Raw genomic sequence first — 13664 nt, forward strand, 5'->3', positions numbered from 1 at the left:
AAAACGCTGGTGCGCGATACTGGGATTGAACCAGTGACCTCTTCCGTGTCAGGGAAGCGCTCTCCCGCTGAGCTAATCGCGCCGGGGTCAAAAAGCTGGAGGTGGAGACGGGAATCGAACCCGTGTGCACGGCTTTGCAGGCCGTTGCCTCACCACTCGGCCACTCCACCGCTGGGATTGATGCCACTTGCACCTTCGAGCGGATGACGGGATTCGAACCCGCGACCCTCACCTTGGCAAGGTGATGCGCTACCAACTGCGCTACATCCGCGCGCCTCGGACGAGATCGTCGCCCGGTGCGAAGCACGACGATAGTCCACGTGAGCGGGCACATACAAATTTCTTGGTACGAGCCGTGTCCAGGCTAGCGCGGCGTATCGGCGACCCGCAGGCGGCCGGTACTGTCGAGGCGAGGCTCGTGCTAGTCTTCGACGTCGTTCGCCTCTCGGCGCCGGTCCCGTGGCTCAGTGGGAGAGCGTCCGCTTCACACGCGGAAGGTCGCTGGTTCGATCCCAGCCGGGACCACCACATCGTGGCAGCCAAGCATCCGTCGACTAGCCCGGATGCAAGAAAATACCGCCATCGGCCCAGGTCATTCCGCGCTATGGTGACACGACCGGTGGGTTGGCCACCCTCTTTACGCGCGAGGACAGTGACCGTCGATGGCCGACGTGGATGCAGAGGCGATCCAGCAGGATCTGATAGCCGGGGTCGCCGCGGAACTCGACTTCGCGGGTGTCGAGCAGATCGGGCGCGGCGGGTTCGGCGCGGTCTACCGGTGCGCGCAGCCTCAGCTGGACCGCAGGGTGGCCGTCAAGGTCCTGACCAACGACCTCGACCCCGAAAACCTGGACCGATTCCTGCGCGAGCAGCGCGCGATGGGCCGGCTCTCCGGACACCCGCACATCGTCACCGTCCTGCAGGTCGGCACCACCCGCGGCGGCCGGCCCTTCATCGTGATGCCCTACCACGGCAAAGGGTCGCTGTGGGGGCTGGTCAGCGGGCAGGGGCCCCTGGATTGGCGCGAGGCGCTCAGCATCGGCGTCAAGCTCGCCGGTGCGCTGGAGGCCGCGCACCGGGCCGGCATCCTGCACCGCGACGTCAAACCGGGCAACGTCCTGCTGACCGACTACGGGGAACCGCAGCTGACCGACTTCGGGCTGGCCCGCATCTCCGGCGGCTTCGAGACCCGCTCGGGTGTGGTCATCGGTTCACCGGCGTTCATCGCCCCCGAACTGCTCGAAGGCGCAACGCCCACAACCGGATCCGACGTCTACTCGCTGGGCGCCACACTGTTCTGTGCGCTGACCGGCAACCCGCCCATGGGCCGGCCCGTCCCCGAGATGCTGGCCAGACAGCGCGTGCCCGACGACGTCATCGCCGTCATCGAAACCGCCATGACCCGCGATCCGTCGCGCCGGCCGGCGTCGGCTCTGGAATACGGTGAGCAGCTGCGCGAGGTCCAGCGCCGCCACCACCTCCCGGTCGACGACATGGTGGTGCCGGTCGAGCTCAAGCGCGCGGGCTCGCCGCCGGCCGGATCGTCGGATCAGCGGCGCGAGGCCACGACGACGCCCCCGGCGCCGTCGACGAAATACCGTCCCCCCGCGTCGATTCAATCGCTGGTCCCACGCGACCGGTTGATGGCGCTGCTGCGCGCGGCCGGGCGGCGGCGGTTGATCCTGCTGTACGCGCCGTCGGGGTACGGCAAGACCACCCTTGTGGCCCAATGGCGCGCGGAACTGACCGCCTCCGGCGTGGCGGTTGCCTGGCTGACCGTCGACGACGACGACAACAACGTGGTGTGGTTCCTGGCCCACCTGCTCGCGGCCATCCGGCGGGTGCGTCCCGCCCTCGCCGAACCGCTCGAGCAGATCGTCGAGCAGCGCGGCGACGAGGCGACCCGCTACGTGTTGACCTCGCTGATCGACGCGATCGACGAGGCCGGCGAACCCGTCACGCTGGTCATCGACGACTGGCAGCGGGTCTCGGACGCCCAAACCGGCGATGCCCTGCGGTTTTTGATCGGCCATGGTGGCGATCACCTGCAGATCATCGTGACCAGTTGGTCGCGCGCTGGATTGCCGTTGAGCAAGTTACGAGTTCGCGATGAGCTGGTCGAAATCGATTGCGAGAAGCTGCGGTTCGACGCCGACGAGGCGCGGTCGCTGCTCAACGAGACCGTCGGGCTGCAGTTGGCGGGCAGCGATGTGGCGGCCCTGACCGCGTCGACGGACGGGTGGGTCGCCGGCCTGCAGATGGCCAAGCTGTCCCTGCGCGGCGGCGGTGATCCGGGCGCTTTGGTGAGTCGGATGTCGGGCGAGAGCGAGGAGGTCGGCGAATTCCTGGCCGAGAACGTCCTCGACATCCTCGACCCGCAACTGGTCGACTTCATGATGGCGACCTCGATCACCGAGCGCATCTGCGGCGAGCTGGCATCGGTGTTGGCCGGCGTCGACGGCGGACACGCCATGCTGGAAGACATCGAGCGCCGCGGCCTGTTCCTGCGCCACATCGACCATGAGCCGCAGTGGTTTCGCTACCACCAGATGTTCGCCGGATTCCTCGGGCGCCGGCTCGAACGCGACAACCCCGGCCGCCACCACGACCTGCACCGCGCCGCGTCGGTGTGGTTCGCCGAACACGGCTACATCAGCGAGGCCGTCGACCACGCCCTGGCGGCGGGGGAGACCGCCCGGGCGGTCGACCTGGTCGAGGACATCGAGACCAGGTCCTTGATCAACCAGTCGCGCATGACGACCTTTCTCGGCCTGGTCGAGAAGCTGCCCCCACAGCTGGTGACCACCAGACCGCTGCTGCAACTGGCGATGTCGTGGGCCAACATTCTGCTGCACCGCACCCAGGCCACCGAGGTGGCGCTCGACCGCTTCGCCGCCGCCATCGCCAAGGCCGACCTGCCGGAGGCGCGGCGCGCGGAGCTGAGCCTGGAATCCAGCGTGGTGCGGGCGGTGGCCGAGATCTACGCCGACCGGATCGAAGGCCTCGAGGACCTGCTGGCCGAGGTGATGTCGCGGGCGCACGAACTGCGTCCGGTGCTGCCGCAGGCGGCCGCCACCGCCCTGGCGTTCGCGGCGATACACCGCTTCGACTTCCCCACCGCGCAACGACTTTTGGAATGGGCCGAGCCGTTCAACGAGCAGGTCGGCGCGGTCGGCGCCGTCTACGCTCGCAGCTGGGCGGGCATCGCCGCCCGCCAGCAGCTCGACATCCCGCTCGCGTTGCGCAGATTCCGCGAGGCCTTCGAGACCGGCACCGCGGTGGGGCCGCACTCGTATGCGGCGCGCATCGCCGGTGCGGTGCTCGGCGAAATGCTTTACGAGACGGACGAGTTGGACGAGGCCGCCGAACTGCTCGAGGAGAGCTATCACCTGGGGCCCGAGGGCGGCGGGGTCGACTACCTGGTGGCGCGCTACGTCGTCGGCGCCAAAATCAAAGCCGTGCAGGACGATCGAGAGGCGGCGGTCGACCGCCTCGACGCGGGCATGGCGGTGGCCGACAGGCTGCGGTTGCCGCGCCTGGCGGCCGCCATCACCCACGAGCGGATCAGGCTGGGGCTACCCATCGACCCCGCGGAGGCCGACCGGCTGCGGGCCGGAGGCGACATTCCCCACGGCGCCGACGGCATCGCGATCCTCACCGCCGAGCTCGACGCCGCCTCGGGCATCCGGCTGCTCGCCCGCAGCCACGCCAGCGAAGACCGGGACGAGGCGTGCCGGCGTGCCGGCGCCCTGCTAGCCGGAATTGACCCGGCCACCCGGCCGTTGGCCGCCCTGCAGGCCCGCCTGCTGCTCGTCGAAACGCTCACCGCCGCGCGACGCGCCGCCGACGCGCACGACGACATCGCGGCGGTGCGCGCCCTGTGCACCGAACACGGCTTGCCGCGGCTGCTGATCGACGCCGGCCTCGGTTGAGGGCGGAACACGCCAAGGATGGTGAAGATGAACCGTCCTGGGTTTGATGCTGCTTCCTTCTGTCAGAAGGATGCGGATCATGACGAAGCACTACCCGGTGGAGCACCGTGAGCGCGCGGTGAAGATGGTCCTTGATCACCTTGGTGAGTATCGATCGGTGTATGGGGCCTGCCGGGGGATTGGGCCGAAAGTCGGGTTGGTGCGGAGTCGCTGCGCCGGTGGGTGCTGCAGGCCCAGGTGGATGCCAGCCAGCGCCCGGGCGTCACAAGTGCTGAGCAGCAGCGGATCAAAGACCTCGAACGCGAGGTTCGAGATCTCAAGGCGGCCAACGAGATCCTGAAGGCGGCCTCGATTTTCTTCGCGCGGGAACTCGACCCGCGCCACCGCTGATCTGCGGATTCATCGACCAGATGCGGGCCCGCGGTTTTCGGGTCGACTCGGTCTGCCACGTGCTCTGTGAGCAGGGTGTGCAGGTCGCCCCACGCACGTACCGCAACTGGAAGACCGCCGCCCCGTCGGCACGTACGATGGCTGACGCCCATCTGACCGACGTGCGCCGGCGCGCAGTACACGTCGATCGCCTTCGCGGAAACCCTTGTGCTCGAAGGGATTGCGGCATCAATTGGCAGCATCGGCGATGCCTACGATAACGCCTTGGCTGAGACAACGATCGGCCTGTTCAAACCCGAAGCCGTCGGCCTGCACAGCCCATTCCTCACCGGGCCGCTGAAAACGATCGACGACGTCGAATACGTGACCATGGAATGGGTCGACTGGTACAACAACCGCGCCTACACAGCCAGCTCAACTACATCCCACCCGATGAACACGAGGCCGCCCACTACGCTCACCACCTGAGGTCCTAGTGGGCGACGCCTCAATGAAGCCAGCATCATCGGCGCACGGCGAGGTCAAGTGTTTCTAGGGTGCCGCGCATCGTCGTCCTCGACACGGCAGACTCAAGCACGCCGACCTCGAACACGAAAAGAGAACGACTATGAGCATGGCCTATCTCGCGCAACCAGCGCAGCAGCAACAACTGGAATGGCTCGATGGCAGCACACTCGCGATCCTTCTCGACGGCAAGGCAACCAATGGCCAGTTGATGATCGGACGCTTCGATGTCAGCGAGGGCGAAGCGCCGCCCTACCACAAGCACACGCGCGAGGATGAGGTGTTCATGCTGATCAAAGGCACCGCTCTGGTCTGGTGCGATGACCAGGAAATGGAGCTGTCCGAGGGCGGAATCATTTACTTACCCAAGGATATTCCACACGCGTACCGCATCACTTCTCGTAAGGCTGATCTGCTGATGATTAATACCCCGGCGGGAATCGAAGGCATGTTCCGCTACGCGGGTCGTGATAAGTCAGCACCGCGCCCGGAAGGCCTTTGAGATCGGCGAAGCTCGGAGGGGAGGCTCTCGTCGGCCGCGCGGGGAGCGGACACGCATCTAGAGGCCCCGGCTCGGGGCCAGCCCAACCTCCATTCACCCCGGAAGAAGCGGACTGGGATTGGCCTTCGAGGCAAACGCCCGCGCCACCCGATCCCGATCCGGACGGCCACTGGCAGCCGCCTGAGAACCCGCCGGGAGGGCAACAACCACGGCCGGGGCGCTGAACAGACTCCGAACACGGATGAGAAAAAGAGGGAGTAGCCGATTGATGCACAACATTCCCATGGACGGCGCTGATGTGGCCGGCACGAGCGGTGGTTTCGGCTCGGAAGAGTGCGCACCGGCCGTCGTGCGCGACGCGTACTGGTACGCATCGCAACTGATCGATGCGGGCTGGTTGATCCGCCGCGTCGGCACCACCGAGGAGGGAGGGTTCTTCGTGGCCGAGACACCGAGGCGGCGGGTCGTGTCCGTTGACGAGCGTTACCGCCCGGCCACCGACCCGGCCGCGCAGTTCGCCAAGAGCATTGCCACGTTGGCCGCTGCCGGCGCCGCCGAAGTCCGTGATTACCTCCGCGATCTGGTGCGGCTGCTCGCTGCGCATGCACCGCTGCGGCGACCGGCGACGCTGACTTGGCGCACCTGGCCCATTCCGGGTGTGCCGGCCGGCCTGCAGCCCATCCCGAAGGTTCGGGCTGCCTATAGGTTTGCCGTGACGCTGACCGACGACTACGGTTGGAGTCTCGCCGAGATCGGAAGGCCCACGGCTGCAGGCGGATTCATTGCCGACATTCCGGGGGACACCGTGGCGATATTCCCGGCTTCGATGATCGATGATGGCACTGTCGGCTCGGCGTTGGCGCGCCTGCTCGGCCGTATGAGCGCGGCGGAGGTGGGTGTCGTCGCCGCGCTCGTCGAGTGGCACAGCGGCGTGTGTTATCACGAGGGTCGGATCCGTTAGCGTCCAACGGCACTGGGGGGCCGATTCGTTATCGGACGACGGCAACGCGGCGCGGCGTCTCGCCGCGGCGGATTCGTCGTCAGCCCGGGCCGCGTCGGCGACATCCGTGATGAGCTCAGCCGAATACGAACGGGCCCACGCCATGGCCGCTGACGACCTCTTGGGGCTCAAGGGCGACAGATTGCTCCGCACATCCTGCGGACACTGTGCGAAACCGCGTTTTACGCGCGCCCTCCTGGGGTAAGCTCGGCCGGGTTGGACATCAATGAGGCGGCGTCCGATCCCATCCGTCCTTCTTCCGCAAACGATATATGCATTATCGATATTTCGGCCGATAGGATTAACCAGTGGCTGCATCACCTACGCGCGGCAAGGAGCCCCGCGCGCTCCCGCGGCGCGAGCAAATTCTTGAGGCGGCTCGAGCCGTTATCGACGAGCACGGTCCCGACGCGTTGACCGAGCAAATCGCCGAGCGTGCCGGGCTGGCTCGTCCCAACGTTTATCGACACTTTGCCAGTAAGGAGGAGCTCGATCTCGAGGTGGCGCGCACCGCCTATCGGGAGTTGCAAGCCGAGATCGTGCGCCGGCTGGAGTTGTGCAATACGCCCCTTGACGTGATCCGTGCGCCGATCCAGAGCCAGGTCTTCTGGGCGGACAGTAACCGCAACCTGTATCGATTCCTCGTCAGCCGCGGGTACCAGCCGAGTTTCCAGCGTTACAAGGCGGATCAGGCCGACTTCGCCGCCGAACTCACCGCGATCGGTGCGCGCTATTTTCCGCATTTCGCGGACGATCCCGACGCTGCCCTCGCCATCGTTGTCGAGCTCAGCGGGCTTGTCGACGCGTCGATTCTGGCTTGGCTGAACCGCCGGACCGAGTCCCGCAAGGCACTGGTCGATCGGCTTGTGCTTCACGCTTGGCTGATTATCGACCATCACCTCCGCGACCGCGGCGTCCGCATCGACCCGGAGGTGCCGTTGCCGCGACCCGGGAAGAAACGAAACCGATAGCCAGTTACAAATTCGCCGCTCGCACAGCGGATTTCGAAGCGCTCTGATCTCTTGTGATCGTGTCGTCGGCTCGGTGAAGGCGCTCATGTACCGCGTCGGGCAGTCCGGGATCGTGCGGTGTGCCACAATTGTGTCGATACATCACGTATCACACGCGCGCAAGTCACATACGGTTTCTGGCAGGTGACAAGTTGAGTAGTGAGGTAACGCGCCACCCGCGAGCCGTGCGCTCGTGCCGGCGTCGCGGCGCCTGGTTCAGGCTTTGTTATTCCCTGGCGGCAGCGAACTCAGTCCAGCGCGGCGCCCTCTCCCGCAAGGCGACAAGTTCTCGATGAAGCGCCTTTTGCTCTTCGAGCGGAATGCGGCCCATGACGCCGAACAATTCGCCGCATTCGGCGACGTGCACCTCGGTCGACTCCGAGGCGTGCAGCAGAGTCTGACGGTCGGTTTCGCTCAGCTCCGCACCTTCCGGCAATTCCGCGAGGGCCTTGATGACCGACAGGCCTTCGCGGTGCTCTCCGTAAAGATCGTCGACCTCGGCATCGCCGAGCATGCGACGCAACGCCGGATAAAAGAATTGCTCCTCGAAGGCGATGTGCGCGCCGGCTTCGCGGTCGAGGCGCTCGCCACGGGCCTTGGCCGCCCGATCGTCGCCCGCCCTGAGATGTTCGGAGACCTCGTGCAGGCCGCGGCCGAGGACAGCGTGGTCCTCCTTGAAAGCATCGGCCAGATCCGATGGGCCCCAAGCGTTTGTCATTGAACAAACTTCGTCATCGACATTGACGACAGTATAGTTGTGCTCGGGAAAGGCAATCACAGGAAATGTGTCGCCTATATGGTTTTCGCGCGAATGAGCCCACGAAGGTGGAGTGCACACTCGTCTATGCGCAAAACGCCCTGATGGTACAGAGCCGCGAAGACGTGACCGGCCGAGGGAACGCACATGGCTGGGGTATTGCGACCTATGAAGACCATTGTCCGCATGTCGAGCGGCAAGCCTGGGCTGCCTATCAAGGAGAGCATTTCCGGCGGGCAGCCTCGCGAATCTTCTCGCAGCAGGTGCTCGCCCACGTGCGCCGCGCAACCGTTGGTGCTCCGAAGATCGAAAACACCCATCCGTTCGTCGATGGCCCTTGGTCTTTCATCCATAACGGCACGGTTCCCGGCTTTGACCGACTGCGCCCCCGGCTGCTTGAGCTCTTGCCAAAGGAGCGACGCGACGCGATTCGCGGTGACACGGACAGCGAACATGTCTTCCACTACCTGCGCACTCTGCAAGCGCGTTCGCCGGACCTTCCGCTGCTGGAGGTGCTACGCCAAGGGATCCGTCAGATCGCACAGTGGTGCGGCGAAATTGAGCCGACCGCACCGATCGGTCTCAACGTCATCCTGACGGACGGCGAGCAAATGGTCGGCAGCCGCATCGGACGTACGCTCTACTATGTCCAGCGCGAAGGCGTGCACGATTGCGAAATCTGTGGCTTCCCGCATATTCGTCATCACACCGACCGGCTCTACCGAGCGGTCGTCGTCGCCTCCGAACCGATCAGCCATGAGCATTGGCGCCAGGTCCCGGAACGCTCTGTGTATCGGGTGACCGAGGATTTCTGCTTTGACAGTGAGCCGCTGTAAGTTGCTGGCTCCCAAGGCGTTCGGTCGCCATAGCCCGGACACGGTAGCAGAATGCGAACAAATCGCGGCGGGTAGACTCGGGTCACCCACCCTGTGCGGGGAATAGGACAGGTACTTGGTCTCAGGACCGGCAATGGACAGGCAGCTGCTTCCGTTAGTCCCGCGGATCGTCGCAACGCTGGACGAGCGCGAGTTGCGTCATGTCCAGGTGGTAGCGCAGAAGACAGCCGCGAAGGATGCGGCGCTGGCGGCGACTAGTGCGTTTGGAGACCGTGTGCGGCCGGGTATGGCGGCGGGCCCGTGGCTGGTCATCGGTGACACGCGAGAAATCGGCCTTTCCACACCGCAAAAGGCCCCGACCTACGAATATCGGCTCTCACTTCTCGCGCGCCGCGGCGACCTAGTCACTTTCGGCGGTGAGCCCCACCCCGATTTCGAGAATTACCGCTCGCATGTCCTTGGGACCGGACCGGTCGTCACCCTCAATTTGTCCTCCGGGGAGGGCAACCCTTTGCGCCCACTGGCGGTGCGTTGTCGACTCGATGGTGAGGCGTTCGAGCGCATCGTGGAAGCGACGAGGCGCAAGGGCGGTCTGACTATCCTCCCGCATATCGGCATGGGCAGCACATGGCAACTCGGCGCAGCCGTCGCTGAGGCGGCGAACGTCGCCGTTCACATTGCGAGCCCGCCTCCACGGCTCACGCGGTGCGTCAACGACAAGCTTTGGTTCGCAACATTGATCAGCGAGGTGCTCGGTGACGATGCGTTGCCTCCAACGTGCGCCGCGTATGGTCCAGCCGCGCTCGCAAATCGCATTCGCGCGCTCGCCCGATCGGCGGCGCGAGTGGTAGTCAAGGTGCCCTACAGCGCAGGTGGGGCCGGGAATGTGAGTGTTGCCGCAAATCAGGTGGCTGGGGCTTCGCTGGCGGACATCAAGGAATACATTCTCGACACCCTGCATGCGCTCGGCTGGTACGACGTTTATCCGCTGCTTGTCGGGTTATGGGAGGCGCCGGCGTTGAGCAGTCCTTCCGTCCAGTTGTGGATCCCCACTATCGACGATGGCCCGCCTCTCATCGAGGGCCTGTTCGAGCAGCAATTGCTAGGTAGCGAGGGGACCTTTGTGGGGTCAGCGCCAGCGGAGCTTCCGGAGCGCTGGCGAAACCAACTGGCCAATGAGGCGATGCGTCTGGCGGCGGTCTTGCAACTGGTCGGATACTTTGGCCGATGTAGTCTCGACGCGCTACTGGTAGGGCAGAGCTTCGAATCCGCGGACTTACACTGGATTGAGTGCAACGGTCGCTGGGGCGGTGTCTCCATTCCGATGACCATCGTGAACCGATTGAGCCGGGATCCTAGCCGCACGAAATTCGTAGTGGCACAACGCATTGGAGAGAGCCAAGCGCCGCGGCAGTTCGCCGATGCTGTTCGTGGTCTTGACGACCTGCTCTTCAAACCGGGCAACCGGGAACAGGGCGTCATCCTTTTGAGCCCGGTCGAGATCGAGGCCGGGCGGGGCGTGCAATTGCTGGCCTGCGCCGAAACCACCGCTGCGGCACGCGAGCTGTCAGAACAAGCGATCCTCATTCTGTCGCGGCCGTCGCGCTGAACGGAGTGGATCGGGTGGACCGTGTTCAACCTGCGAACCGCAAAACCTCGCTGAGCGGTCGACGGGGCGTAAACCTCGGCGGTTCGGCCGCTGGGGGTGCCACGCCCACCCGCACCAGAACCTGCGGCCTCCTGCCCTCTTCCAGGAGTTCGGCGATCATCTCGCGCGTGACTTTGAGCTCGGTGACGTGAGTTACCGGGCACGTCGCCAGGTTCGCCATCGTGCATTCCAGTAACAGCGCCGAGAGCGCTTCGCCGGACAACAGCGCGTCAAGTCGAGTGTCGCCGTCGGTGGACAGCATCACAATTGTCGACTCGTCTTCGGGGATTTCGGTGCGCCGTTCCCGGTTATGCGTCATCGGGAACGTCCGCGCGATGTCGACGCGCTCGCTCTCGGCCGGCGAGACCAGAGCGCTGTACGGAACGCCCTCTGCTCCCTCGAACGGCGTTGTCCACCAATGCAGCTCATTGTGGTACGCGGTGTCATACAGGCGCAGCGACTCGGCCATCCACGACGCCCGCGCCAGCCTGTCGCGTACGTCGTTGGCCATCACGTCCAGATGCACGGCATCGTTGTCGATGGCACCACGCAGGGACTGCTCGAGCGCTTCGAAGTTCATCGGTGCGATGAATGGCAATCGGTCGGTTCGGCGTGCCCAGATCGCGCCCGCGCGCCGCCGTTCGGCGTCGGTGACGCTCCCCACCGAGGTGAAGTCGACGGACGCCAGATGGTTGGGATCCTTCGGATCGGGGAGGCGGGAGATCCGGGCTTGCCGCCCCGCTGCGGCGAGCGCCACTCGAAGGTGGTCGAGCGCCGCGCCACAGCTGATCAGCGCCTCCCGGCCGGACCGGTCGAAGACCATCGCCCGGCTTGAATCGAGAAAGAGCTGCAGCTGACCGCGGCCGGCCGTCCACAGCCAGGGTTGGCTGTTATGCAGGGACGGCGCGCGGCATGCTGACCGCACCGCGTCCTCAACGAGTTCGGTGTCCGCCATGGCGGCTGGCATATCGACCTCAATTCTTCGCCCGACACCGAGCATCCCACTTCCCGAGCCGCTTGTCGGTCGAGTGCTCCAGATTTTGCAATGAACCCCCCGGGACGGACCGGCGGGTGACAATCGGTGTGCAACCAATCCCGTTAAGGACGGTGGCGATGGTAGGAAACCAAGAGGGCATCGGCATCCTGAAACTCGAATGCCCGCAGGGTCATCCGGTGGGCAGGCTGCTCAAGGACGCCCCCCCATCAGGCGGTCGCCTACGACCCCGGCGCCCAGGCGGGGCCGCGCCGGTTCTGGCCGGACGAAGACGACCAGCCGCAGTTCAAGACGACCTGCAGATACTGCGAGAAGCCGGTGGCACAAGCCACGGCCACGCTGCAGAGCGCACTCGCGACGTTGCTCGACGACGCATCCGCCACCAGCGCCACGGCGACGCTGCCGTATGTCTGACCGGCCGCCGCCGCTACTGTAAGAGCGACAGTAGCGACCGACGCACGAGGAGTCCCGTGGCGCAGACACCGACGACATCGCAGAGCACGCCCCGCCCGCCGGAGGGCGATTGGCTCGGCACCCCCTATCTGACCTTCGAGCGCCAGGGATCGATCGCGGTGTGCACCATCGACCGGCCCGAGGCGCGCAACGCATTGACGCCCGCGATGTACTTCGGAATCCGTTACGCCGTGGGCCGTGTCAACGAGGACAGGGATCTGGCCGGGCTGCTGCTCACCGGGACCGGAGACGTCTTCGCGCCCGGCGGCGACATGGGCGGCGGGGGAGCCACGGACAACTGGATCACCTTCGGCGGCGCGCTGGGCATGGACGTCACCCCGTTCGACGCGGTCCGCACCTCCGCGAAACCCGTCGTCTCCGCGGTCAACGGACTGTGCCAGGGCGGCGGATTCCAGATCGCGCTGTGCAGCGACCTGGCCGTGGTCAGCGAGCGGGCGACCTTCCGCGTGCCCGAGCTGTTCCGCGGCTACGCCGACACCTATTACAGCCAGATGCTCACCCGCGTCATCGGGCCGGTGCGCACCCGCGACCTGATGTTCACCGGACGGGTGCTCACCGCGGCCGAAGCGCTGGACTGGGGCCTGGTCACCCGCGTGGTCGCACACGACGACCTGCTCGCCGAGGCGAAAGACCTGCTTGCGCAATGCTGCCGCACCGCGCCGCGCGCCCGCGGCGTCATCAAGTCCAGTATCGACAGCTATCTGGGCCTCTACGACCGCATCGGCATGACCAGCAGCCTCAGTGAGGCCGAGGCGCGCGAGGGCTTCCGCGCGTTCAAGGAGCGCCGCTCGCCCGACTGGGTGCACCCGGACCTGCGGGTCGACGGGCGGTTGTGATCACCACAGGTCGAGCCACTCGCCGCGGGGAGCGACCCGGAGCCGGTCGCTGATCCCGGCCCGATCGAACGCCGCCGCGAACTCGTCGACGCCCTCGCTGAAGTGGGCCCAGCCGTCGACGTGGGCCGGGATCACCACCCGGGCGCCCAGGATCTCGGCGGCGGCCGCCGCGCGGGCCGCGGTCAGGGTGAGCGGTCGCCCGCGCTCTTTGACCGGCACGGTGGCCGCCCCCGCGAACAACACCGCGACGTCGATGACGCCCGCCCGGTCGGTCACGTCCTTGACCGCCGCCATCGAGGCGTTGTCGCCACTGAGATAGACGGTGGGCAGGCCGGGCCCGGACAGCACGAAGCCGGTCACCTCGCAGTTGACGTGGCCGCTTTCGTCGCGCTGCCCGTCGGCCGGGCCATGCACCGCCGGAACGGCTTGCACGTCAAGCGATCCGGACAGTTCGTAGGTCTGCCAGGGCGCCACCCCCACCGCCGGCGGGCCCAGCCGGCCCGCGGCCCCAGGGTGGGTGAGCACCAAGGGGGCGGCAAGGGCCATCCGGCGGCCGGCGTCGTCGAGGTTGTCGGGATGCTGGTCGTGGCTGATCAACACCGCGTCCACCCGGCCCAGCGCCTCGGCGCTCACCGCGGGGCCGGTCAGCTTGGTCAGGTAGGAGTGCACGCCGGGCGGGTCGAACGTCGGATCGATCACCAGCCGGTGGCCCGCGATGTCGACCACCGTGGTCGGGCCGCCCAGCACGCTGATCGCGCATTCGCGCCGGCGCGCGTCCACC

At 66.2% G+C, this 13664-nt stretch carries 10 protein-coding genes, 4 tRNA genes and 2 pseudogenes; 10 read left to right on the forward strand and 6 right to left on the reverse strand.

The genetic code is table 11. The annotated features are described in order from the left end of the window. Positions 1-7: 7 nt before the first annotated feature. The 3 genes from AWC03_RS08565 to AWC03_RS08575 form a co-directional block, all read right to left on the reverse strand. Positions 8-82: transfer RNA gene (locus AWC03_RS08565), tRNA-Val, on the reverse strand. Between the two features lie 14 nt (positions 83-96). After that, positions 97-170, reverse strand: a tRNA-Cys gene (locus AWC03_RS08570). Between the two features lie 28 nt (positions 171-198). Further along, a tRNA-Gly gene (locus AWC03_RS08575) sits at positions 199-271 on the reverse strand. A gap of 182 nt (positions 272-453) precedes the next feature. On the opposite strand from AWC03_RS08575, the gene AWC03_RS08580 reads away from it, so the two are divergent. From AWC03_RS08580 to AWC03_RS08605, 6 genes and pseudogenes are all read left to right on the forward strand, one after another. Further along, positions 454-528 (forward strand) — tRNA-Val (locus tag AWC03_RS08580). A gap of 134 nt (positions 529-662) precedes the next feature. Next, positions 663-3932, forward strand: a complete 3270-nt coding sequence (locus AWC03_RS08585) for a serine/threonine-protein kinase (RefSeq protein WP_085240081.1) — start codon at positions 663-665, stop codon at positions 3930-3932. Between the two features lie 79 nt (positions 3933-4011). Further along, positions 4012-4798: pseudogene (locus AWC03_RS08590) on the forward strand (integrase core domain-containing protein). A 131-nt stretch (positions 4799-4929) separates the two neighbouring features. Further along, complete coding sequence (locus tag AWC03_RS08595) at positions 4930-5328, forward strand: cupin domain-containing protein (protein ID WP_085240082.1); 399 nt, start codon at positions 4930-4932, stop codon at positions 5326-5328. 268 nt (positions 5329-5596) lie between these two features. Further along, positions 5597-6289 (forward strand): hypothetical protein, encoded by a 693-nt coding sequence (locus AWC03_RS08600; protein WP_142278353.1) that lies wholly within the window; start codon positions 5597-5599, stop codon positions 6287-6289. Positions 6290-6636: 347 nt separating this feature from the next. Further along, a complete protein-coding gene (locus AWC03_RS08605) occupies positions 6637-7299 on the forward strand; it encodes a TetR/AcrR family transcriptional regulator (RefSeq protein ID WP_085240084.1) in 663 nt (220 codons plus the stop codon). A 265-nt stretch (positions 7300-7564) separates the two neighbouring features. On the opposite strand, the gene AWC03_RS08610 is transcribed toward AWC03_RS08605, so the two are convergent. After that, positions 7565-8116 (reverse strand): hemerythrin domain-containing protein, encoded by a 552-nt coding sequence (locus AWC03_RS08610; RefSeq protein ID WP_141659285.1) that lies wholly within the window; start codon positions 8114-8116, stop codon positions 7565-7567. 5 nt (positions 8117-8121) lie between these two features. Here AWC03_RS08610 and AWC03_RS08615 point away from each other — a divergent pair, with 5 nt between their 5' ends. Together AWC03_RS08615 and AWC03_RS08620 are read left to right on the forward strand one after the other, a co-directional pair. Then, positions 8122-8931, forward strand: a complete 810-nt coding sequence (locus AWC03_RS08615; RefSeq protein WP_085240086.1) for a class II glutamine amidotransferase — start codon at positions 8122-8124, stop codon at positions 8929-8931. Positions 8932-9064: 133 nt separating this feature from the next. Next, entirely contained in the window at positions 9065-10540 is a 1476-nt protein-coding gene (locus tag AWC03_RS08620) for a hypothetical protein (RefSeq protein ID WP_085240087.1), read from the forward strand. Between the two features lie 25 nt (positions 10541-10565). Here AWC03_RS08620 and AWC03_RS08625 read toward each other — a convergent pair whose 3' ends face one another. Next, positions 10566-11546: an Acg family FMN-binding oxidoreductase gene (locus tag AWC03_RS08625; protein WP_085240088.1), complete on the reverse strand. Its 981-nt coding sequence runs from the start codon at positions 11544-11546 to the stop codon at positions 10566-10568. A 146-nt stretch (positions 11547-11692) separates the two neighbouring features. On the opposite strand from AWC03_RS08625, the pseudogene AWC03_RS28205 reads away from it, so the two are divergent. Next, positions 11693-11987 (forward strand): annotated as a pseudogene (locus tag AWC03_RS28205) (hypothetical protein). A gap of 56 nt (positions 11988-12043) precedes the next feature. Further along, entirely contained in the window at positions 12044-12883 is an 840-nt protein-coding gene (locus AWC03_RS08635) for an enoyl-CoA hydratase/isomerase family protein (protein ID WP_085240089.1), read from the forward strand. Here AWC03_RS08635 and AWC03_RS08640 read toward each other — a convergent pair whose 3' ends face one another. Continuing rightward, the gene (locus AWC03_RS08640; protein ID WP_085240171.1) at positions 12884-13663 is read right to left on the reverse strand and encodes an MBL fold metallo-hydrolase; all 780 of its coding nucleotides are present in this window, start codon (positions 13661-13663) and stop codon (positions 12884-12886) included. Position 13664: the final 1 nt, after the last annotated feature.

The organism is Mycobacterium europaeum (genome assembly GCF_002102155.1).
Taxonomy (GTDB): Bacteria; Actinomycetota; Actinomycetes; order Mycobacteriales; family Mycobacteriaceae; genus Mycobacterium; species Mycobacterium europaeum.

What these genes read in the sequence shown, in the direction of transcription:
- AWC03_RS08615 (WP_085240086.1), top strand. Translation starts at nt 8,122, where the DNA reads ATGTGTCGCCTATATGGTTTTCGCGCGAATGAGCCCACGAAGGTGGAG.
- AWC03_RS08595 (WP_085240082.1), top strand. Translation starts at nt 4,930, where the DNA reads ATGAGCATGGCCTATCTCGCGCAACCAGCGCAGCAGCAACAACTGGAA.
- AWC03_RS08620 (WP_085240087.1), top strand. Translation starts at nt 9,065, where the DNA reads ATGGACAGGCAGCTGCTTCCGTTAGTCCCGCGGATCGTCGCAACGCTG.
- AWC03_RS08625 (WP_085240088.1), bottom strand. Translation starts at nt 11,546, where the DNA reads ATGCCAGCCGCCATGGCGGACACCGAACTCGTTGAGGACGCGGTGCGG.
- AWC03_RS08600 (WP_142278353.1), top strand. Translation starts at nt 5,597, where the DNA reads ATGCACAACATTCCCATGGACGGCGCTGATGTGGCCGGCACGAGCGGT.
- AWC03_RS08585 (WP_085240081.1), top strand. Translation starts at nt 663, where the DNA reads ATGGCCGACGTGGATGCAGAGGCGATCCAGCAGGATCTGATAGCCGGG.